Raw genomic sequence first — 22,057 nt, 5'->3', positions numbered from 1 at the left:
AGGAGGCAGCTTTGTCCGAGGATGCATTGGTGACGCGCGAGCAGCGCGGCAATATCTCCGTTTTGACGATGGTCTATCGGCCATACAATTTGCTTGGCCCCAAGCTCATCAACGCGATCGTCGAACAGGTGGAGGGTGCGCAGCAGGCCGGAAGTCGAGCCATCGTCATCCGAAGTGGCTTGCGGCATTTCTCCGCCGGGGCAGATCTGGACATCTTCGACAAGCGGGTGGAAGCGGGTAGCGCCGACCAGGCCAACGAAAATCGACGGTTGAACGGCGTCGAATTTCTTCGCTTCATGGAGTTGCTGCCAATCCCGTTGATCGCCAGTGTTCACGGCGTTTGCCTCGGGGGCGGTCTCGAGCTCGCGCTCTCGTGCGATTACATCATCGCAGCTTCATCGGCTAAGATCGGCTCGGTCGAGGCGACGCTCGGGCTACATCCGTTGCTGGGTGGAATTCAGCGTCAAGTGCAGCGGATCGGTGCGCAGCGCGCCAAGGAGATGTCGATGCTGGCCCGGCGCTACGATGCGCCGACGCTGGAGAAGTGGGGATTGATCAATCTAACGGTCCCGGAGGAGTCGCTCGAGACCGCCACGATGTCGATCGCCGAAGAGTTTGCGCAGGGACCGACCGTGGCGCACGCGGCGACGAAGCAACTCGCGCACATCGCTGTGAACGAAGGCGTCGCGGCCGCCGACGAGGCCATGGCTAGAGTTCAGGCGCCGATCTGGGCCTCGGAAGATTTGAAGGCTGGCCTGGCGTCATTCCGGAAGAATGGACCCGGCCTTGCCAAGTTCGCGGGGCGCTGACATGAGTGGTCCGTTGAGCGGAATCCGTGTGGTGGATTTCTCCCGGGTGCTTGCCGGTCCGCTATGCGCCCGGACGTTGCAAGATCTTGGGGCCGAGGTCATCAAGATCGAACCACCAAGTCCGGATGTCTCGCGTTTCGCCTTTCCGTCGACTGACGGGATGTCAGGTTACTACGCCCAGCAAAATGCCGGCAAACGCAATGTCAGCATCAATCTCAACGTTCCCGGAGCGTATGAACTGGCGCTGAAGCTCTGCGATACGGCAGACATTATCGTCGAGAATTTCCGTGCAGGCACGCTGGGGTTCTTCGGCCTGGATTACGAAACCCTGTCCAGGCGCAACCCGCGCCTGATCTATGCGTCCATTACCGGCTATGGCCAGGGCGGCCCTTGGCGTAGCCGGATGGCCTACGCACCGACCGTGCAGGCGGAGGCCGGCTTCACCGAAAACAGCGTCCGTCACTACGGTAGCGCGCTGACCGAACCGCGGACAGACAGCCTGTCGCATGCCGACGTCTATGCGGGACTGCAGGCGGTGATCGCGATTCTTGCGGCGTTGAACAGCCGGCAGAAAACCGGGCAGGGCCAATACATCGATGTCGCGATGGCAGCAACCCTACTCGCGGTCAACGAGCGCGCGCATGTCGACCTTTCGGACGACGACATTGGTGCGGAGCCTGCGGTGCTTGGGGCCACCGACTGTTCTTTCTTCACGGGACCGCAAGGCGAGGAGTTCACGGTTGCCACGAGTATCGTCGGTAGCCGGACCTTTCCATCCTGGTTGCGCGCCATGCGTCGGGTCGATCTTCTGGACGATCCGAGGTTCTCCTCCGCGGCAGCGCGCCGTCTCAATTTCGGCCTGCTGCACCAGATGATTCAATCCTGGATATTGACTTTTCCGGATATGGCGACCCTCGACGCGCAGTTCGATGAGGCCAAGATCGCGATGGGCGAGATCCGGTCGATCAAGGAGCTTACGGCGTCGGATTGGAGCGATTACTGGGGCGCGGTGCAGCACGTTCCTGATCGCAGTGGTGGCGAATATCGCCTGCCGGGACGGCCGTGGCGGTTCTCGGTGGACGAGTTGACGCCGATCGGCGCGCCCGCTTTCCAGGGCGAGCACAACGCAGCGGTCTTCGGCGAGCTTGGCATCAGCGAAGCGGAGTTGAAACGCCTGAGCGATGCCGGAGTTCTCGTCTCGCATCCGCGCGCCCCTCTTTCCACCTGAACTCGATTTCGGCCGTCAGGTCGGTTGAAACCGCGGGCGAGATTAGCTCCAGCAACACCTTTGAGGCGTGGCTCTTCGTTCGTTGTCCGACGACCGAAGCTCTATCAGGAGTGTCCAGCCGATGGTGCAAATTGATGGAGGCATGGAGTTCAAGCAGACCGAGGGTGCGCCGCAGCCTTGGACGATCATCATGATGGGTTGGAGTGTCACAATCATAACGTTCGTTGCGTTCGTTGTCGCAGCTTCATAGCGCGGAACGGACCGGGCTTTGGGAGGTCCAGAATGAAAGGTCGCATGAAGAGACCGTTGCTGAGCGCTGCGTTGCTTTTGCTTTGGGCGACGGAGCCGTCAGTCGCACAGGACTTCCCCGCCAAGCCCATCACCGTAAAAGTGGCATTCCCCGCCGGCGGGCCGGCGGACGTATCAATCCGCGCCGCGAACGTGGTGATGGAGCGGGATCTCGGCAAATCCTTCGTGACGGAGAATGTTCCGGGAGCGAATGGTTCGATTGCTGTGAGCGCTGTACTGAAGGCTCCGGCAGACGGCTATACGCTGCTGGGTACCACAGGCTCGGACTTCATCACGGCGCCAGTCACCCTGCCATCGGCGAAGTACGACCCAGCAAAGTTCAAGCTCATCGGCATCGTGGGCGATTCCGATTTCCTGCTGGTGTCGAGCAGAGCCCATTCCTTCAAGTCGGCAGATGAGCTTGTCGACTATGCGCTCAAGCCGGACGGCAAGGAATTGACCCTTGCGCATTGGGGGTCCGGTTCTTCGTCACAGGTCGTCGGAGCCGACTTCCAGCAGCGGACGGGGGCAAAATTCCTGGAAGTCCCGTACAAGGGCGCCGCGCCGGTGATCGCAGACCTGCTGGGCGGGCATATTGACCTCGCCTTTGTCCCCATGGGCACTGGAGCGCTGAGCCTCATCCGGACCGGAGAGCTCAAGGCGATTGCCGTCGCTAGCGCGGAGCGCAATCCGATGTTACCCATGGTGCCGACCATCAGCGAAAGCGCGAGCGTTGGCAGATTCGAGTACAGCATCTGGTCTGCGCTGTTCGCGGCGCCGGATACGCCTGACGAGGTCGTCGCGCGCTTGAATAGGGCAATGAACGTCTGGAGCGCGAGCGATGAGAATGTCGAAAGAATCAAGGCCAGCGCCGCGCGACCGGTCGCGCCCATGGACGTGTCTCAGGCAATGACGTTCTTCAAAAGCGAGCGTGAGAAGTATCTCAGGGTCATCGGGTCGATGTCCCTGAAATTGCAATAGGCAATCGATCGTCCTCTATTGGCTGCATCAAGCCGGCGGAGCTCCAAGTCCATGTTCCCGACAACGTGCGTGGGACATGGAGATCCAGGTCGTTTACCGCCTGAGAACGCCCCCGCCGGCGCGGTCCTGCCGGGCGCAGCCTTTCATGGCCGGGGCCGCAAAAATCCTGATTGAGCTGTTTCTGCAGCTCGGTCCGAGGTAGATTGCGAGAGTAGCGCTGGACATGCGCGAATTCGGCATCAATATGGTAGAGCTGATATTGGCGGCAGAAGGATGGCTATGTCCGGTGTGAAGCAAAGTCGGCTTGCGAACAAGGAATGCTCCATGGCTCGGGCTATGGAGGTTGTTGGCGATCGCTGGTCGATCTTGATCCTGCGCGAAGCGTATTACGGAGTGAAGCGCTTCGACGAATTCGAGTTCTACATCGGCGTGGCGCCGAACATTCTGAGTTCGCGGCTGAAAAAATTGGTCGATGCTGGGATCATGGCTCGTGTCCGATTGCCTGAACATGCCGGACGATATGAATACGTCCTCACCGAGAAAGGACGTGATTTCTTCCCGGCCTATCTCGCGCTGAAGAAATGGGGCGACGACTGGCTGGCAGAGCCGGAAGGCCCGCAAGTCGTGTTTCTCGATCGCGCGGCGGGACGTCCGATTGAGTATCCGAAGCTGAAAAGGGCGGACGGCCGGCCTTTGCGGCTCGAGGACGTTGAGATCGTCCCCGGCGCGGGTGCCGTGTCTTTCAACCGAAAGCGATTTGGCGGCACTTCAGGCGACCGTAATGTCGCCAAGCCGGTCAGTGCCGTCTCAAGAGGAAAGCGCAAGTAGAGCCCGCCCGAGCTCGACCCGGATCAAGTCCGCGCGATATTCGGCCGGCGCATATCGGTCCGAGAGGCATTCGGTGATCTCGCCGACCACTTTGGCGGCTTCGTCGATGTTGTCCTGAGAGAGAGCCTTGCCCGTCAAGAATTCGGACGCTGCCTTGCCCACGAAAGCGTGGTTCGCTGCACCGGTAATGCCGATGGAAACATCGTTGACGATACCGCCCTGTATTCGCACTCCTATCGCGACTCCCACGACGGCAAACCCGCTCGCCGGATGCCGGATTTTCCGATAGGTGTAACGCGTGCCGAGTTTCGGCCTCGGGATGCGGATTGCGGCAAGAACTTCGTCAGGCTCGAGGGCCGTCGTGAAGATATCGACGAAAAAGTCCTCCGCCGGTACGGTGCGACGTCCAGCTGCGCCGGCGATCTCGATGTCCGCTCGCAGCGCCAAGACGACGGCTGGCCAGTCCGCTGCCGGGTCAGCATTGGCCAGCGAACCGCCGATCGTGCCGTGGTTACGTACCTGGGGATCGGCCAGAACGTTGGCGGCCTCCCGGAAGACCGGGAATATTTGATTTAGCGGTTCGGAAGCGAACAACTCGGCGTGGGTCGTGAGCGCGCCGATCTTGACATGGGTTTCGCCGATCTCGATCCCCTTGATCTCGGTGACACCTCGGATGTCGATCAGAAGCTCGGGCGAAGCCAGCCGCAACTTCAACGCTGGGAGCAGGGTATGGCCACCGGCCAGGAGCTTCGCTCCGTCGGGATTGTCGCGTAACAGCTCAATCGCCTGGGCGAGGGAAGACGCGCGGACATAGTCGAATGCAGCGGGGATCATCAGGCGGCTCCTCCGCGTGCGTTGCGTACTGCGGCCCAGATTCGTGGCGGCGTGAGAGGCATATCGAGATGCTTGATGCCGAATGGCGACAACGCATCGAGCACGGCGTGGACCATGCAGGGCGGAGCAGCAATCGAGCCGCTCTCACCGATGCCCTTCACGCCGATTGGGTTGGTCGGCGACGGCGTTTCCTGGAACAGCGATCTGATGTTGGGAACATGCTCGGCGCGCGGAACGGCGTAGTCCAGCAGCGAACCGGTCAGGAGCTGTCCGTTGTCGGGGTCGTAGCTGACCTCTTCATAAAGGGCCTGAGCAATGCCCTGCGCGACACCGCCATGGATCTGGCCGGCCGCAAGAAGCGGGTTGATCAACGTCCCGACATCGTCCACCGCGACATAATCGAGAATGTCGACCGTTCCGGTCTGGGGGTCGACCTCGACGTAAGCGAGATGGACGCCCGACGGTGCGCCCATGCCGGTCGGATCATAGAAAACCGTCTCGTCGAGGCCGGGGGCCACGCCGTCGGGCAGCTTATGGCCGACATATGCCATACGGGCCACCTTGGAGAAGGACAGCGGCGCGATATCGGTGCCGGGTACGGTGAATGCGCCCGCCGTGTAGGAGACATCCTTCTCATCCACTTCCAGCATGCCCGCGGCGATCTTCCTGGCCTTGGCGATGACCTGGTGGGCAGAGACATGGACGCTCGATCCGCCGACCGCCATCGACCGTGAGTTGAACGTGCCGTGGCCCGCTTGCACCTGGCGGGTGTCGCCCTGGACGATCTCGATATCCTCGATCGGAATTTGGAGAACGTCCGCAGCGATCTGCGAGAGCGACGTGGCATGGCCTTGTCCCTGACTCATCGAGCCCGAATAGATCGTGGCTCGCCCGCTGGAATCGATACTAACCCGTGCGCTTTCCCAGCCGCCGCGGTTGAAGCCGCCGAGGGCCAACCGGCGTGATGGCGCCATGCCGCACATATGAGTGTAGGCGGCAACTCCAACGCCGCGATAAATGCCGCGCTCGCGCAAGGCCTCGCATTCCGCGCGACGTTCTTCGTAACCAAATGCCGCGAGTGCCTTGTCCAGCAGCGCTTGATAGTCGCCGCTGTCGTACATCACGCCGGTGCTGTTGTAAGGGCGGTAGGGGAAATCGGACGAGTGAATGAAGTTCTTTCGCCGGACGTCCACCTGGTCGAGATTGAGATGGCGCGCCACCGCATCGATGGCGCGCTCGGCGATGTAGGCCCCTTCGGGGCGACCGTAACCGCGATAAGCGTCCACCGGAACCGTGTTGGTGACGACCACCCGGGAAAGAGCTTCGTAGTTCTCAATCTTGTAGGTGCCGGTGCCGAAATTGACCGTGTTCACGGTCGGCCCGCCGGTTGCCATGTTGGACAGATATGCACCTGCATTGCCCAGTGTGCTGACTTTGAGGCCGAGAATCCTTCCATCGTCGTTGAAGGCGATCTCGATATCTTCCGTATGCGCCCGGCCATGGCTGGTCGATTGATGGCTCTCCGAGCGGGACTCCCACCATTTGACCGGCGCGTTGAGTTCGCGAGCAAGGTACGGGCAGAGCAGATCTTCAGGGTACAGATGCATTTTGGCCCCGAAGCCGCCCCCGATATCCGGCGCGACCACGCGCAATTGATTCTCGGGAATACCGACCGTCTCCGCGATCCAGCGGCGGTGCATATGCGGGACCTGACTTCCGATATAGACAGTGAGCGTGCCGTCCGGTTCCGGTGCCGCGACGATCGCGCGGGTTTCCATGCACGTCGGAATGAGGCGGTTATTGAGTACGCGGAGGCTGATGACCTGATCGGCCTCTCGATTCGCCTTGTCGTAGTCGCCGCCCTTGACCTTGTAGAAGGTGGTAACGTTGCCCGGTACGTTGTCATGAAGCTGCGGCGCGTCCTTTCCGATGGCGGACGCCTCGTCGGTCACCGCGGACAACACCTCGTAGTCGACCTCGATCAGCTCGAGTGCGTCGCAGGCCTGCGCGAAGGTTTCCGCCACGACCAGCGCCACGCATTCTCCGACAAAGCGAACGCGATCGGTCGCGATCACCGGGCGGACCGGCACATTGCTACCGGGAATAATCCAGTTCGGCACGATCGGGCCGATCTTGTCGACGAGCTCATTGCCGGAGAGAACCAAGCGAACACCGGGAGCTTTCTTCGCGTTCGACGGATCGATGCCGTTTATCGCGGCGTGAGCGTGCGGCGATCGCAGCATCGCCACATGCAGCATGCCGGCCAAGTTCAAATCGTCGACGTAGCGCCCTCTGCCGGCGAGCAGCTTGAGATCCTCCCGTCGCCTGAGCGGCTGGCCGATGTGTCGCATTCCGGTCGGAAGGGTCACGCCACACCGCCTTTCGATGCGAGGCTTTCCACAGCGCGAACGATGTTGTGATAGCCGGTGCACCGACAGATATTGCCGGCCAGGCCGTGCCGGATTTCGCGCTCGCTGGGATTGGGGTTTTCCTTCAACAGGCTCCGGACGCTCATCACCATGCCCGGTGTGCAGAAGCCACATTGAAGCGCATGGTGGTCGTGAAATGCCATCTGAACAGGACTGAGTTCGCCGCCGCTGCCGGTCACCCCCTCAATCGTCGTAATCGACGCGCCGTCCGCCATGACGGCGAGCACCGTACAGGATTTCACGGCTTTTCCATCGATCTCGACGGTACAGGCGCCGCATTGAGACGTGTCGCAGCCGACGTGCGTGCCGGTGAGGCCGAGATCCTCCCGTATGAGATGGACCAGGAGCCTCCGCGCCTCGACGGTCGCGGTCCTGCGCGATCCATTGATTTCGATTGTCACGGTGTGCGGGCTTGCTGGGGTAGGCATGGTTCCTCCCGCGCCGGAGCGCGATTCTTTTATTGAAGTCACTTTAATAATAATAGTGACTTGTATCAAGCTATTTTTTGCTGGCGCTTGGTGATATCGAATGCAAGCTCCTGGCGCGTGCTTGGAATACAGGTTGTTCGGACGAAGACGGATGCGATTGAAGAGCTTTGAAGGAATGGCGTGCTCGATCGCCGGGGCACTCGATGCCGTTGGCGACCGCTGGGCATTCTTGATCTTGCGTGATTTATCGCTGGGCGTGCGCAGGTACGATGATCTGAGAAAATCGACCGGCATCACCGATGCCACGCTCTCTGATCGGCTGAAGCATCTCGAACGAAACGAATTGATCGGACGGCGCCTCTATCGGACCGGCCCCGATCGCTACGAGTACTTCTTGTCCGGTAAAGGCTGGGACATGATCCTCGTCATCCAGGCGCTTGCTCAGGTCGGTGATAAATGGGGAGTGACTGGAGATGCCGGAGCTCCACTCGAATTCGTTAACAAGAACGGAGGGCGACGGGTGAAGTTGGAGATTGTTGATGAGGAATCGGGCGCGACCGTCCGCTTGAGGGATGTTCGTCCAAAGGCGGGCCCGGGGGCCGACGACTTGGTGAGATGGCGCATAGCAAAGTTCGGGCAATAGCCAGTCCATTGGCCAAACAAGGGCTTCGACAGACTGCATTGTGCCCGGACGCCGACTGCCTGTCTTTTCTGGCTGCGGCGCATTCGGCGGAGAAATAGAGACTGCAAAGGCGGTCCTTGTTGGGGAGGGAGTAACGTGGAACGGTTTTGGCTTGGGAAGTATCCCGACGGCGTGCCGGCGGACGTCGACGTCGATCAGTTTCCGTCATTGATCGAAATGTTCGAAGAAAGCTTTGCCAGATTTGGAGATCGCAAAGCGGCCATCTGTATGGACAAGGCAATCACCTACCGTGAGCTCGACGAAATGTCGGCCGCAATCGGCGCCTACCTGCAGGGCAAAGGTCTGGTCAAGGGAAGTCGAGTTGCGGTGATGATGCCGAACGTTCTCCAGAACCCGATCGCTGGGGCGGCGGCATTGCGTGCGGGCTGCACGGTGGTGAACGTCAACCCTCTCTACACGCCTCGAGAACTCGAGCATCAGTTGAACGATTCGGGAGCGGAGGCCATCTTCATTCTGGAGAATTTCGCCGCGACTTTGGAAAAGGTGCTGCCAAGAACGAACATCAAGCACATCATCATCTGCTCCATGGGGGAGTTGCTCGGTCCGAGGGGCATTCTCGTCAACTTTGTCGTGCGCAAGGTGAAGAAGATGGTGCCCACCTTCACTCTGCCCGGCGCCGTCTCGTTCAACCATGCCCTATCGGCCGGTCGAAGGATGGCGCTGAGGAGGCCCGATATCGGCCCGCACGACGTTGCCTTCTTGCAATACACGGGAGGCACCACCGGTGTTTCGAAGGGAGCGACCCTGCTCCATCGCAATATGGTGGCAAACGTCCTTCAAATCACTGCGTGGAGCGAGCCCGCGTTCCGCAACCATCGCGTGGGCGAGCCTCTTATGACGGTCTGCGCGCTGCCGCTGTATCATATCTTCGCGCTCACCGTTTGTTTCCTGTTCTCCGTCCGGGTCGGCGGCGTCAATCTTCTGATCGTAAACCCGCGTGACATCGATGGATTCGTTCGAGAACTCCGCAAACACAGAATTCACAGCTTTCCGGCCGTCAACACGCTATTCAATGGTCTGCTGCGCCATCCCGACTTCAAGAATGTGGATTTCTCGGAGTTGCAGATGGCCATCGGCGGCGGTATGGCGACCCAAAAGGGGGTCGCAGACATGTGGCGCGCGGTGACGGGTTGTATCCTTTCCGAAGGCTACGGACTTTCGGAGACTTCGCCAACGCTGACCTCCACATTGCCGAATATGACCGAGTTCTCCGGAACGATCGGTTTGCCTCTGCCATCGACCTATGTCTCGATCCGCGACGATGAAGGAAACGAACTGCCGATCGGAGAGGCCGGCGAAATCTGCGGAAAAGGCCCGCAGGTCATGGCTGGCTATTGGAACAGACCGGATGAGACCGCCCAGGTGATGACGAATGACGGATTCTTCCGAACGGGCGATATCGGCGTCATGTCCGCCGACGGCTTCATCAAGATCGTGGACCGCAAGAAGGACATGATCATCGTCTCGGGATTCAATGTGTATCCGAACGAGGTCGAAGCAGTCATATCGAGTCACCCCGGGGTTCTGGAGTGCGCCGCGATCGGTGTGCCGGACCCGAAATCCACCGAGGTGGTGAAAGCCTTCGTCGTTCGTCTCGATCCTCGACTGACGGCAGAGGAGCTCGTCAGTTTTGCAGGGACACAGTTGACGCCCTACAAGGTTCCGAAGCAGATCGAGTTCAGGTCTGAACTTCCGAAGAGCAATGTAGGTAAGATCCTGCGCCGCGAGTTGAGGAGTGAAGCGCAAGAAGTCAGCGGCTGACGGGATCGTCGAACCCTACCAGGCGCCGTTTTCGGTCGAGGGAATCTACGACTCAGCCTCGATCCGGACGTTGGTCTGGCCGTTCAATGGGACCTACCGTCCGGTTACAATCCGGCTGGGGGCGATGATCGGTCCGCTGAGACCCCTTGGCTGCACATGGCTTCCGAGCCATTGACAGGCCCCCTTGCGCTCTCGAAGAGCCTTCCAGAATCCGAGGTGGCATGGCCGCCGGGAGTTTGCGGATAGTTTCAATTCCCGGAATATGGACTATATTTGGACAAGGTAGGAATTTGGACCATATTGGATGGCAAGAAACAGTCTGGATGCATCTTGTCCTGTAGCCCGCACGCTCGATATCGTCGGCGCGCGCTGGACGCTCCTCATCGTCCGGGACTTGCTTCCCGGCACCATGCGCTTCCAGGATCTTCAGGAGCGTCTGCCCGGCATGGCGCCCAATGTGCTCTCCGATCGTCTAAAGACACTTGAGGAGCACGGCCTCGTGCGCCGCGAGTTCTATAGCGATCATCCGCCCAGGGCGGCCTATACCCTGACGGACTCGGGCCGCGAGCTTGGCGTCGTCGTTCTGGCTCTCGGTCAGTGGGGCGTCCGGCACGTCAACGGGAGATTGAAGCCTGGCCTGCAGCACGACGAGTGCATTCGCCACCTACAGCAAGCCTCCGATGCCTTGATCCGCCGTCCGGTCCGACGCGTAAAATCCGGTGGCAAATCGGCAGCGAAAGCCGGTTAGAGACGCGAGACGTAGCCCGAGCTTCAGTTGAATGACGGGAGATCCTGCCGTCATGGCGTGCCGAGCGCTTCGCGGAGCCGCGGGGATCGTTCCAACGTCGCCGCCGGCGCCGGTAATCAGAATGGGGCTCGGTTTCGACATCGCAACGTCCTTTTCGAGGAGATGACGGGCGTTCCTTTTGAGTGGAAAGGCAGCCCGCCGTAGCAGGACCGCGCCTTGCGGCGATCAGGTCTTGAGGAAAGGCAGAATGTGACCCAAAACAACCTCGGGCTTTTCAAGATGAAGGAAATGGCCGACGCCGGGCAGAACGACGCGTTCGAAGCCTTTCGTGAACGCCGCTGCCATGTCGTCGCTGAGCCGAGCTGACATGCAACCGTCTTCCTCCCCGTGCAGGTAGAGCGAGGGGACAGCGATCGGGCCGTTCGCGCGAGCTTCCAGGGCCTGGGCTTCCGCTTCGGGCGGCGGTGTGAACAGCTGGCGGTAGTAGGCAAGCGTCTGAGGCAGGACGCCAGGCTGTTTGAACGTCTCGATCAACGCGCTGCGATCCGAAGCCGGCATCTTGTAGCTGGGCGACCATTCCCGCCAGAGCCGATCGAGAAATGCGAACTCGTTGAGCTGAACGGCCGGCTCCGCAAAGCGCGTGTGAAAGAAGAACATGTACCAGCTTCGTCGCTGTTGCTCGCCATCGGCTACGAATGCCTGCGGCAGACCCTTCCCGTAGGGGACCGCCAGCCCGACAAGCTTGCAGATTCGCGACGCGTCGAGGCTTGCTGCGGAGTAGGCAGCCCGCGCTCCGAAATCGTGGCCGATGACATGAGCCTGATCGGCCCCCAAGGCCTCGATCAGGGCGAGGACGTCCTGCCCGATCGCGGCGGCACGGTAGGATCCGTCAGGTGCTGCGCCACCAGCCCAGTATCCGCGCAAGGCGGGAGCGACGGCCCGATATCCCTCCTGCGCAAGGCGGCGAAGGATGTGGACCCAGCTTTGCGCATGATCGGGAAAGCCATGCAAGCATAGCACCAGAGGACCGCTCCCGGCTTCGAGGACCGGAAAATCGAGTCCATTGGCCCGAACCGTCCGCTTGCGAATATCGCCCGAGCGAGTCTGGCGCGCCTGCGCAGGAGCACCGGGGCGGTCGTCCAAAGGCGCAGAAATCCTCGTCATTGTCCGGCTCCCTTGCGAACCTACATGATATCTAACATCCAGAAATCCGAGGGCGTAATTCAATGTTGAATAGGCGTAGCACCAGCTTTGCCATGTCGAGCCGCATCGGCATGAATTACGGTGGTCCAGAGCGCGGCCGAACCGGTGGATGCAGGACGGGTGCGGCAACATTGTCGCGCGGACTTTTCGGTCGTCGAGTAGCTCGTGACCGCGAGACAATATGCGATATGAAAAAGGACATAGAGCCGAAACATCCGCACGTATCGTGGATCGCGCTTCGGCTCGAATCCGCGAGCGAGGAGTTGAAGGCGTCAAGGTGGCCGGGCTCATGAAGGCCGCCGGTCTGACGCACGGCGGCTTCTATCTCCATTTCAAATCTCGGAGCGATCTGATCGAAAGAGCTTTCGCCCGGGCCATGAACGTATCGGTAGAGCAATGGCGGAAGCTGGCCGATCGATCCAGTCCCGGCGAACGCCTTTTGAATATCGTCGATTACTATCTCACGGACCGACACCGTGACGATGTCGCGAACGGTTGCGCTCTTCCGGCGCTCGGTGCCGAGGTTTCCCGGACCGGCGCCGGCGTCAGACGGACGTTTTCAAACGGTCTGAGAGAGATGATCGCCATTTTGTCCGAGGACATGAACGGCCCATCGAAGCGAGAAGCGATCGCCATCGTGTCTGAAATCGTGGGCGCATTGCTGTTGGCCCGCGCGGCGGATCATCGGGAGTTCGCCTCGGAAATCATGAGCGTGGCTCGCGAACATGTCCTCGGCAACGAGCGGCAACTCCTCGGAACTACGAAAGCATCCCGTAAATCCTCGGTGCGGACCAGGCCCCCGGGTTCGAAAAGGCCCCACAAGCGCAAGAGATCCAATCATCTGGCGTGAGGCCCCGTTTGTCACCGGAGCGCACTTCCAACGGTGGCAGTGTTCTACACTCCGAGCTTTCCAGCATCGGTTTCCAAGGCCTTGGCCACGACTTTCAGCCATTTGTGGACAGCCTTGATCTTCTCGGACGAGCCATCGACCTTCCGATGGGTAAAGTAAAAGTCCCTCAGCGCGATGCTTTTCGAGCCCCAGTGCGCTATGACCGTCAAAGCGCCGCTGCTGACCAGCGGAGCGATCAGAGGGAAAGGCGCCAGGACTACGCCCATCGATGACCTGGCCATCTGTATGGCCGTCAAGAGGCTGTCGCCGACGAGGTCCGGTTCCTTCGTCGCGACTTGCGGTTCGTACTCCGCGAACCATCTCTGCCAAAGGTCTGGCGCAGTGGCGAACTTTATCAACGGCAGCCTCGTCAAGTCTTCCGGATGCCGAATGGGACCGCGGCGGTCCAACAGCTTCGGGTCAGCGCATGGGGCGGCGCGCGACCTGAGCAGCCGATGATAGGTCAGGTTACCGAAAGGAGGCTCGCCGAACTGGACCGCGGCGTCGATATTGTCTCGCTCGAAATCGGCCGGGGTATTCTTGGCCTCCAGCCTCAGATCAAGCCCCGGATTATCGATACGGAATCTCTCGAGGTGCGGGAGCGCAGCGAGCATCGCAAACGTCGGCGTTACGCTGACCCTGACGATCGGGCCGCGCTTGCGATCCTCAAGGAGGTCGCTGGCGCGAAACAGTTCGTCGAAGGCGCTGAGCACGGCGCTGGCGTAAATCGCGCCGCTTTCGGTGAGTTCGACATTCCGGCCGCTGCGTCGCACGAGTTGAACGCCGAAGTGCGCCTCCAGCGTACGAATTTGATGGCTGATCGCAGATGGGGTGAGGTTTAGACTTTCGGAAGCAAGCTTGACGCTACCGGACCGTGCGAGAGCTTCGAACGCACGAAGGCTTGCCAAGGGCGGAAGGGTTGATCGGGCATTCGACATTTTGCGCTGAGCCAAATTCAACGATCCACAATCGATTTCAATTGTTTTTCCGCGGCTCACTGCCAGTCTAATGGTAGCCGCGGACACTCCGAACTTAACCTCATATCAGCGCCGCGTCGAACAATTCCCGTCACTGTGCCGTGGGCTTACGCGGCATATTGAATACGAAGGCAAAACGATGAGCGAGCACCCCCTTCAAGATCGACATGCCGGAGCCGTAGCGAAGATCGGCGTGGGCCTGCCACAACCTCCTGTTTTCAAGACTCTGGTTGAAGAGAGACGGCACAGAAAGGAGCGCCTGGCTGCTGGATTGAGGCTCTTTTCGAAATTCGGATTCGACGAGGGGGTCGCGGGCCACATCACCGTGCGTGACCCGGAGTTCACGGACACGTTTTGGGTGAACGGCTTCGGGATGAGCTTCGGGTTGATTAAGGCCTCAGACCTCATTCGGGTCAACCACAAAGGCGAAGTCGTCGAGGGCAACTACCCCGTCAATGCCGCCGCTTTCGCGATTCACGCAAGTGTTCATGCGGCTCGTCCGGATTCGATTGGTGCAGCGCATTCGCACTCCACCCATGGCCGGGCGTTCTCAACGCTGGCTCGGAAACTGGAGCCGATTACGCAAGATGCCTGTGCCTTCTACAACGATCACGCTCTATACGAGGACTACGGTGGCGTGGCAGTCGAAGTGGACGAAGGCCAGCAAATCGCTCAGGCGCTGGGGCCGCACAAGGCGGCTATCTTGCAGAACCATGGACTTCTGACTGTCGGACAGAGCGTGGATGAGGCGGTCTGGTGGTTCATCACGATGGAGCGGTCGTGCCAGGTTCAACTGCTTGCCGAAGCGGCGGCGGCGCGAACCGGCCAGGCTCTCAAGATCATTCCCGAGGAATCTGCGAAGCAGGCTTTCTCTATCCTCGGCTCACCGAGGACTGGATGGTTTCAGTTCCAGACGCTCTATTCGAAGATCGTGAAAGAGCAGCCGGATCTGCTCAACTGACGTGCCGACCAGCGATAAAGTCTCTCGGAGGAATCGTATGAACGTCCAGACTTCACCAGGAAACATCAGCCACAACGCCATGGCCGCCGAAGAGCGGCTGGTCCGTCAGGATCTCGCTGCGCTGTATCATGTCTTCTTCGATCTGGGTTGGTGCGAGCACATCTATAATCATATCACGGCTCGCGTGCCGGGTCCTGATAAGCACTTTCTGATCAATTCGTTCGGGCTGGCGTACAACGAAGTCACAGCCTCCAATCTCATCAAGATCGATCTTGATGGGAACAAGGTTATGGACGTTCCGGGGCGTGTCAACGCGCCGGGCTTCACGATCCATTCTTCGGTTCATGCCGCGCGCGATGATGCCCATTTCATCGCCCATACGCACACGACGGCCGGTGTCGCTGTTGCTTGCACGGAAGAGGGGCTCTCGCATCACAGCTTCTACGGCGCGATGCTCTATGAGCAAATTGCGTACCATGATTTCGAGGGTATTTCGACGGATCTCGGCGAGCGCGAGCGCCTCGTGAAGTCTCTGGGCAACAAGAACTACATGATCTTGAGACACCACGGTCTTCTGACGTGTGGGAGGACGGCCGCGGAGGCGCTGTTCCGCATGACGGTCCTGCAACGCGCGTGCGAAGTGCAGATCGCCGCTGCAACTTTCGGCAAGGGCTGGCGGCCGCTGCCGGAAGAGATTTTGCGTCGCACGACGCGGCAGATGCAGAGCGAGGTTGCAAAGGGCTTCGACGAAAAAACCTCCTTTGGGCAAGATTCGTTCGAGGCATATCGTCGTGCTCTTGATGCAAGGGGCTCGCGCTACAGAGACTAGAACGTAACCGGCGCGGGCTGGTTGGACGCGGCCAGCTTTCGCATCGCAAGATCAAACAACATTCATCGTCCGGCACGCCTACCGCGACTGTTTCACGCGAGAGGACGCCGAGTGCTGCTGCCGGAAGCCAGGCAAGGGCGAGTCAAAGCCGATCTCAAATGTGACCCCGGCGTCAGATGCGGGGCGCAGAACGGAAACGCCATTCGACGCCGTGAGCGTCTCATTGGAGGGAAAAGATCGATGTGGCAGGGGAAAGTCATGCTCGCGACGCTGCTGCTTGCAACTGCACTGGCGTTTGCGCGGAAGGCCGAGGCCGAGGAGCCAGTCGGGGTTACCGCGACGGAGATCAAGGTCGGATCGACGTTTCCCTTCAGTGGCCCTGCCTCGGCGCTCGGCAACGTAGGCAAGGCATTGATGGCCTATGTCGAGTTCATCAATGACAAGGGAGGTATCAACGGCCGCAAGATCAAGCTGATTGCCCTCGACGATGCATACTCACCGAGCAAATCCGTCGAGCAAACCCGCAAGCTGGTCGAAAGCGAGGAGGTCGCATTTCTGTTCAGCCCGCTTGGGACAGCGAGCATTTCTGCGAACGTGAAATACGCCAATGCCAAGAAGGTGCCGCACCTCTTCGTTCTCTCAGGCGCGAACAAATTCACCAATCATGCCGAGTACCCTTACACCACGACCGGGCTGCCGAGCTATGATACCGAGGGCAAGGTGTATGCGAAATTCATAACTAAAAAGATGCCCGGTTCGCGCGTTGCCATACTCTATCAGAACGATGATCTCGGGAAGGATTTTGTCGGCGCGTTCCGTTCATACATGAAGGACGATTTCGGCAAGCTGGTCGTGACAAAGTCCTACGAAGCGACCGATCCGACAGTCGATTCTCAGGTCGTGTCGCTCAAGAGCTCGGGATCAGAAGCGTTGTTCATCGCCGGATCACCGAAGTTCACGGCGCAAGCTCTCCGTAAAATCCGCGAAATCGGCTGGAGCCCTCTGACGGTCATCATCAATTCCACCACGTCGGTCGCGGGGACCCTTGCAGCCGCGGGACTCGACAACGCCAAAGGGGTGGTATCAAGCACGTTCCTGAAAGATCCGATGGATCCGACGTGGGAGCACGACCCGGCAGTCAAAAGCTATCGTGCGTTTCTTGCCAAGTACATTCCAACGGGCGACGTGGCAGAGACACTTTACGTGGCTGGTGTCGTCCAGGGTGAAATGCTCGAGAAGATCCTTCAGCAATGCGGCGATGATCTGACGCGCGGCAACATCATGAAGCAGGCGCTGAACTTGAGGAATTTCTCGCCTTCGATGGCGCTCCCGGGGAGCGCCATCAATACCAGCGAGAAAAACAACCAGGCGTGGACGTCACTTCAGTTCGAGAGCTTCGACGGGAAAAGCTGGATTCCTTTCGGGAAGCTCGTCAGCGCCGTGGACTAGTCAGGCCTGTCGGTACCGGTGACGGTCGCTGAGGCGTAACCTTCGGCGCTGCGGAGCCAGACGTCGGGTCCCGCCGTCAGCACGGAACGACGATCTTCCACGTCAAACAGGAGATGAATCTTGCGGATACTGGTAATCGGAGCGGGAGCCCTAGGCGGCTATTTCGGAGCAAGGCTCCTGGCTGCCGGGCGCGATGTCACTTTCCTCGTCAGGCCAGCTCGCGCGGAGGCGCTTCGCAAGAAGGGGCTCGAGGTCAAGAGCCGGACCGGCGATCTATATCTGGTATCCCCGCCGACCGTGATCTCCGAACGGCTCGAGGGGCCCTACGATCTGATCTTGTTGAGTTGCAAGGCCTACGATCTCGACGATGCAATACGGTCCTTCGCGCCTGCGGTTGGAGACGACACCGTCATCATCCCGTTCTTGAACGGCCTGCGTCATATTGACGTACTGAACGCCCGCTTTGGGAAGGAGAAGGTGTTCGGAGGTCAATGCGCCATCTCCGCGGCACTTTCCAGCAACGGCGAGATACTCCATCTCGTCGATCTGCATACGCTCAGCTTCGGCGAGCAGGACGGGAAGCGATCGAAGCGCCGCGACAAGATCTTCGCGGCATTATCGAACGCGAATTTCGATGCCGAAGGCAGCGATGACATCCTGCAGAACATGTGGGAGAAATGGGTGTTCATCGCCACCGCCGCGGGCGTGACCTGCCTGATGCGCGCCTCGATCGGAGACATCGTCGCCGCCGGTGCTTCGGGACTTATCGTGAAGCTTCTCGATGAATGCACCAAGATTGCCGCGGACGCCGGCTTTGCGCCTCGTCCAGCCTATTTGGAGCGCACGCGACCGCTCCTCACGGCGCCCGGATCTCCGCTGATGGCGTCCATGCTGCGCGACATCGAGAAAGGATCGCGGACAGAAGGCGACCACGTTCTGGGCGACCTCCTGGGACGGGCGGAACATGGCGCGGATGCCGTGTTTCTCAGCGCGGCCTACACCCATGTGAAGTCTTACGAGGCGCGTCGCACGAGAGAAGCCCTCAAGTAGAAGAGCAGGAGGTCGTACCGCTCTTGCGATCGACCGAGATTCGGTTCGGACGTCCCATCTGTGGGGCGCGAAAGGAAAATCGAGCGCGTGGGAGCGTCGCCCGAAGGGGATCCGTTCACGCAGGCTGCCGTCACGCCGATCAACAGTGGGGGAGAACTCGTTGGGTCACTACGGCGACTATCAGACCGAAATCTATTTCGGCGGTCTCGGCGGCAAGCTGCCGAAACTGCCGGTCGGCTTCCGCGAATTGGAGGCCCGCGCGCATGCGGCGATGGCTCCCGGGCTCGTGGCCTATGTAGCCGGCGGCTGCGGCAACGAGCATACGCAGAACGTCAATGTCTCGGCATTTGAGCAATGGGGTTTGATGCCTCGCATGCTGGTTGGTGCTGCGAAGCGAGACCTGTCAATCGATCTGTTCGGGATGCGGTTTCCTACTCCGCTCTTCTTGAGTCCAATCGGCGTCATCGGATTATGCTCGCAAGACATGCACGGTGACATTGCGACCGCGAAGGCCGCGCATAAGGCCGGCGTGCCGATGATGGCGTCGACCTTCAGCATCGATCCCCTTGAGACGGTGGCCGCCGAATTCGGAGATACGCCGGGTTTCTTTCAGCTCTATACGCCCACCGATCGGGAAGTTGCGGAGAGCCTGGTCCGTAGGGCCGAGGCGGCAGGATTCAAGGCGCTCGTGGTCACTTTGGATACATGGATCACCGGGTGGCGCCCGCGGGACCTCGACCTGGCGAATTTCCCTCAGTTTCACGGGGACGTTCTTAGCAACTATTTTTCGGATCCCGTGTTTCGCGGCAGGCTGCAGAAGCCTCCCGAGGAAGATCTTCCGGCCGCAATCATGCAATGGGGGAAAATCTTCGGAAATCCTCTGACTTGGAACGATCTTCCCTGGTTGCGTTCCCTGACCAAGCTTCCCCTCGTGCTCAAAGGCATCTGCCACCCTGATGATGCCCGGCGTGCGATCGATGCGGGGGTCGACGGCATCTTTTGCTCCAACCACGGCGGCCGCCAGGCAAACGGCGGCATTGCGGCGGTGGATCTGCTGCCCGGCATTGTCAGGGCCTCCGGCGACACGCCCGTTCTGTTCGACTCTGGGATACGATCAGGCACGGATGTTGTTAAAGCGTTGGCTCTGGGCGCGACGGCCGTCGGAATCGGCCGACCGTATGCCTACGGACTCGCGCTTGATGGAGTCGACGGGATCGTTCACGTGCTGCGATGCATTTTGGCGGAGGCGGACTTGCTGATGGCCGTCGATGGATACCCTCGAATCGCCGATCTTCAACCGTCCGCGCTGCTGGCGGTTCGCTGATTAACCCGCAAGGAACTTCAGGATAGCTCTCTGCGTGGCGTCGTGAGCTTCCTCGCACAGGAAGTGACCGGCCTCGACTGCTTCTCCTGTGACCTGCTTTGCCCAATGGCTCCAAATGATCAGCGGCTGAGCGCCCGCCGCGGCGATACCTCGGCTTCCCCAGATCACATGAAGGGGCATCGTGATCTTTCGACCGGCATCAAGATCGCTCTTGTCATGCTCGAAGTCCGCATAGGCGCCGGCTCGGTAGTCTTCGCAAAGCCCATGCACGCGCTCGGGATCGCGCAACGCGCTTAGGTAGTGTTCCACGGCCCTGGGATCGAAACCCTCCGCGAACACCGGGCCGAAGAATCCGTCTGGGTCTCGCGAGATCAGCGTTTCGGGTAAAGGATGGGGCTGAGCCAGAAACGTCCAATGATAGATGCGAAGCGCCGAAAGACGGCTTAGATTCGTCCAGTAATTGTAAGTAGGCAAAATGTCGAGGACGACGAGCCGCGAAAGTCGTTCCGGATGATCGAGCGCCAAACGATAGCCGACACGTCCTCCCCGGTCATGGCCGGCCAAGGAGAAACGAGAGTGGCCGAGACTTTCCATCACCTCGACCATCGTTCGGGCCATTGCCCGTTTCGTGTAGGGAGTATGGTTTGCATCAGTCGTGGGAACGTCGGATGCGCCGTATCCTGGAAGGTCGGCGATGACGAGCGAAAACCGTTCGGCGAGCGCCGGCGCCAAATGATGCCACATCGCATGGGTTTGAGGAAATCCATGCAACAGGAGAAGCGGCGGCCCCTTGCCGCCAACGCGCGCAAAGATGCGACCCGAACTTGTTTCGGCATTCACCGACGCAAAGCCGGGGAATAAATCAGCGAGAGCAGTCATCTTCACTCCGTATCAAGAGTGGCTCGAAGATACGTGAACGCTGTCTGCAAAGGGCCTGCATCAAACTGGCTCCCGCCGATCCTCTGCCGACCGCACGCACCGCGGCCCCATGGATCGCGCAAACCGGTTCAGTCAAGCGGCCATTCGCAGCAGATCGACGATATCCGCTTCGCTCTTGAACGGGCGCGGATTGGCTTGAACGAAGCGGTGATTGATCGCAATCTTGCTGATCTTCTCGAACTTGTCCTCGCCGACGCCGACGTCGGCCAGACGAGTAGGTAGTCCGAGGGCTTTGACGAAGCCGGCGAAAGCATCTCCAGCTTCCATATCGGGGCTGCCGAGAGCTGCCGCCAAGCGCTTCTGCGCATCCTCCGTAAAGGCTTTGTTGTACCGAAGCAGGCTCGGCATGATGACGGGCGTGCAGTAATAGTGAGGAACATCGAAAGTGCCGCCAAGCACGTGTCCGATCCCGTGGCTTGCCCCCATCGGAACGCGTGCCTGCAGACCGAAAGCGGCGAGCCACGAGCCTTGTTGCGATTGGCGTCGCGCTTCCAGATCATCCGGATGCTGCAGAGTGCGGAGCATGCCCTCGCGCAAAAGACGGATGCCCGCCAAGACCACTTCATCCGCCAATGGCGTGCCAGCCGGCGAGCACAGGGCTTCGATGCCGTGATCCATCGAGCGTGTCCCGGATCCCATCCACAGATTCATAGGCGTATTGAGGCTCAGGTCGGGATCAAGGATGACTGCCACGGGTGACATCTGCGGGTGGAAGAATATCTGCTTCAGCTTGGTGCGCTCGTCCGTGACGAGCGCTCCGGCATTGTATTCGCCGCCATTCAGCGTCGATGGCACTGCGATCTGCCGCACCTTGGGCGCGCGGAATGGAGAGAAGGGCACGCCGGGACCCATAACGAACGGGTCGAAACCTGCCTCATCGCGGATATCATGTTCCATGGCCATGATGACGATCTTCGCGAGGTCGACGGCAGAACCTCCACCGACGGCAACGATCAGATCAGCTTGAGCGTCGTTCGCTTGACACGCGACTTCAGCAGCTTGTTTTCGGGTCGTGTGCTGCGCAATTCCGTCGAAGGTCGCCACATGCTTGTTGCCGAGCGCGCGGCGAATCTTTTCGATCTCGTCGGTCTTCGTATTCAAGGTACGGCTGACCAGGAGGAAAACGCGGTTGGCATTCAGCCGCACGGCTTCATCATTCAAGGCCTCAGCTGCAGGCTTGCCGTAGACTACACGATCGATTTCGGGAAAGTGGTGTATCCCAACCTTGCGCATTCGTTTCCCCTGGATTGTTTGTTGATGTAAGTCACTTTAGTATTAATAGTGACTGGGCGCAACGGCCATCTTTTCTGGCGCCGGATCGAGGCCAGTCATGTGGTTGCGAGCCGAGCTCCGCCTCGGCGAAGCCCGGCTCGACCAAAATATGGCGGACAGCCTTTGG

At 60.0% G+C, this 22,057-nt stretch carries 20 protein-coding genes; 13 read left to right on the top strand and 7 right to left on the bottom strand.

Annotated elements, in window-relative coordinates:
* Positions 1–11: 11 nt before the first annotated feature.
* From RX330_RS24325 to RX330_RS24310, 4 genes are all read left to right on the top strand, one after another.
* Positions 12–809, top strand: coding sequence for an enoyl-CoA hydratase/isomerase family protein (locus tag RX330_RS24325; protein WP_212092614.1), 798 nt, complete (start codon positions 12–14; stop codon positions 807–809).
* Between the two features lies 1 nt (position 810).
* Positions 811–2,037: a CaiB/BaiF CoA transferase family protein gene (locus tag RX330_RS24320; protein ID WP_317240113.1), complete on the top strand. Its 1,227-nt coding sequence runs from the start codon at positions 811–813 to the stop codon at positions 2,035–2,037.
* Positions 2,038–2,319: 282 nt separating this feature from the next.
* Positions 2,320–3,306 carry a tripartite tricarboxylate transporter substrate binding protein gene (locus RX330_RS24315; RefSeq protein ID WP_317240112.1) on the top strand — a complete coding sequence of 329 codons (987 nt, stop codon included), beginning with the start codon at positions 2,320–2,322 and terminating at the stop codon, positions 3,304–3,306.
* A 279-nt stretch (positions 3,307–3,585) separates the two neighbouring features.
* Positions 3,586–4,134, top strand: coding sequence for a winged helix-turn-helix transcriptional regulator (locus RX330_RS24310; protein WP_317240111.1), 549 nt, complete (start codon positions 3,586–3,588; stop codon positions 4,132–4,134).
* Here RX330_RS24310 and RX330_RS24305 read toward each other — a convergent pair.
* Genes RX330_RS24305 through RX330_RS24295 form a run of 3 tightly spaced genes read right to left on the bottom strand, consistent with a single transcriptional unit; the run spans position 4,114 to position 7,825 of the window.
* Positions 4,114–4,968 (bottom strand): FAD binding domain-containing protein, encoded by an 855-nt coding sequence (locus tag RX330_RS24305; RefSeq protein WP_212092611.1) that lies wholly within the window; start codon positions 4,966–4,968, stop codon positions 4,114–4,116. The genes RX330_RS24310 and RX330_RS24305 overlap by 21 nt on opposite strands.
* Entirely contained in the window at positions 4,968–7,337 is a 2,370-nt protein-coding gene (locus tag RX330_RS24300) for a xanthine dehydrogenase family protein molybdopterin-binding subunit (RefSeq protein WP_317240110.1), read from the bottom strand. Before RX330_RS24300 ends, RX330_RS24305 begins: the two co-directional genes overlap by 1 nt.
* Positions 7,334–7,825, bottom strand: coding sequence for a (2Fe-2S)-binding protein (locus tag RX330_RS24295; RefSeq protein WP_212092610.1), 492 nt, complete (start codon positions 7,823–7,825; stop codon positions 7,334–7,336). Before RX330_RS24295 ends, RX330_RS24300 begins: the two co-directional genes overlap by 4 nt.
* 151 nt (positions 7,826–7,976) lie before the next feature.
* Here RX330_RS24295 and RX330_RS24290 point away from each other — a divergent pair, with 151 nt between their 5' ends.
* The 3 genes from RX330_RS24290 to RX330_RS24280 all read left to right on the top strand — a co-directional run bounded on the left by RX330_RS24290 (position 7,977) and on the right by RX330_RS24280 (position 11,037).
* A complete protein-coding gene (locus tag RX330_RS24290) occupies positions 7,977–8,468 on the top strand; it encodes a winged helix-turn-helix transcriptional regulator (RefSeq protein ID WP_212092609.1) in 492 nt (163 codons plus the stop codon).
* Between the two features lie 135 nt (positions 8,469–8,603).
* Positions 8,604–10,289, top strand: coding sequence for a long-chain-fatty-acid--CoA ligase (locus tag RX330_RS24285; protein ID WP_317240109.1), 1,686 nt, complete (start codon positions 8,604–8,606; stop codon positions 10,287–10,289).
* A 304-nt stretch (positions 10,290–10,593) separates the two neighbouring features.
* A complete protein-coding gene (locus tag RX330_RS24280) occupies positions 10,594–11,037 on the top strand; it encodes a winged helix-turn-helix transcriptional regulator (RefSeq protein ID WP_212092607.1) in 444 nt (147 codons plus the stop codon).
* A 225-nt stretch (positions 11,038–11,262) separates the two neighbouring features.
* Here RX330_RS24280 and RX330_RS24275 read toward each other — a convergent pair whose 3' ends face one another.
* Positions 11,263–12,201, bottom strand: a complete 939-nt coding sequence (locus tag RX330_RS24275; protein WP_317240108.1) for an alpha/beta fold hydrolase — start codon at positions 12,199–12,201, stop codon at positions 11,263–11,265.
* Positions 12,202–12,421: 220 nt separating this feature from the next.
* Here RX330_RS24275 and RX330_RS24270 point away from each other — a divergent pair, with 220 nt between their 5' ends.
* Positions 12,422–13,090 carry a TetR/AcrR family transcriptional regulator gene (locus RX330_RS24270; RefSeq protein WP_317240107.1) on the top strand — a complete coding sequence of 223 codons (669 nt, stop codon included), beginning with the start codon at positions 12,422–12,424 and terminating at the stop codon, positions 13,088–13,090.
* A 44-nt stretch (positions 13,091–13,134) separates the two neighbouring features.
* On the opposite strand, the gene RX330_RS24265 is transcribed toward RX330_RS24270, so the two are convergent.
* Positions 13,135–14,082 (bottom strand): LysR substrate-binding domain-containing protein, encoded by a 948-nt coding sequence (locus RX330_RS24265; protein ID WP_317240106.1) that lies wholly within the window; start codon positions 14,080–14,082, stop codon positions 13,135–13,137.
* Positions 14,083–14,245: 163 nt separating this feature from the next.
* On the opposite strand from RX330_RS24265, the gene RX330_RS24260 reads away from it, so the two are divergent.
* The 5 genes from RX330_RS24260 to RX330_RS24240 all read left to right on the top strand — a co-directional run bounded on the left by RX330_RS24260 (position 14,246) and on the right by RX330_RS24240 (position 19,719).
* Entirely contained in the window at positions 14,246–15,067 is an 822-nt protein-coding gene (locus RX330_RS24260) for a class II aldolase/adducin family protein (RefSeq protein ID WP_317240105.1), read from the top strand.
* Positions 15,068–15,104: 37 nt separating this feature from the next.
* Positions 15,105–15,896, top strand: a complete 792-nt coding sequence (locus RX330_RS24255; RefSeq protein WP_317240104.1) for a class II aldolase/adducin family protein — start codon at positions 15,105–15,107, stop codon at positions 15,894–15,896.
* Between the two features lie 258 nt (positions 15,897–16,154).
* Positions 16,155–17,345 (top strand): ABC transporter substrate-binding protein, encoded by a 1,191-nt coding sequence (locus tag RX330_RS24250; RefSeq protein WP_317240103.1) that lies wholly within the window; start codon positions 16,155–16,157, stop codon positions 17,343–17,345.
* A 120-nt stretch (positions 17,346–17,465) separates the two neighbouring features.
* Complete coding sequence (gene panE / locus RX330_RS24245) at positions 17,466–18,395, top strand: 2-dehydropantoate 2-reductase (protein WP_317240102.1); 930 nt, start codon at positions 17,466–17,468, stop codon at positions 18,393–18,395.
* 160 nt (positions 18,396–18,555) lie between these two features.
* Positions 18,556–19,719 (top strand): lactate 2-monooxygenase, encoded by a 1,164-nt coding sequence (locus RX330_RS24240; RefSeq protein ID WP_317240101.1) that lies wholly within the window; start codon positions 18,556–18,558, stop codon positions 19,717–19,719.
* Here RX330_RS24240 and RX330_RS24235 read toward each other — a convergent pair whose 3' ends face one another.
* Complete coding sequence (locus RX330_RS24235) at positions 19,720–20,598, bottom strand: alpha/beta fold hydrolase (RefSeq protein ID WP_317240100.1); 879 nt, start codon at positions 20,596–20,598, stop codon at positions 19,720–19,722.
* 132 nt (positions 20,599–20,730) lie between these two features.
* Positions 20,731–21,891: an iron-containing alcohol dehydrogenase gene (locus tag RX330_RS24230; protein ID WP_317240099.1), complete on the bottom strand. Its 1,161-nt coding sequence runs from the start codon at positions 21,889–21,891 to the stop codon at positions 20,731–20,733.
* Between the last annotated feature and the right edge of the window lie 166 nt (positions 21,892–22,057).

The organism is Bradyrhizobium sp. NDS-1 (genome assembly GCF_032918005.1).
GTDB lineage: Bacteria > Pseudomonadota > Alphaproteobacteria > Rhizobiales > Xanthobacteraceae > Bradyrhizobium > Bradyrhizobium tunisiense.
This window is presented reverse-complemented; position numbering and strand designations above follow the sequence as displayed.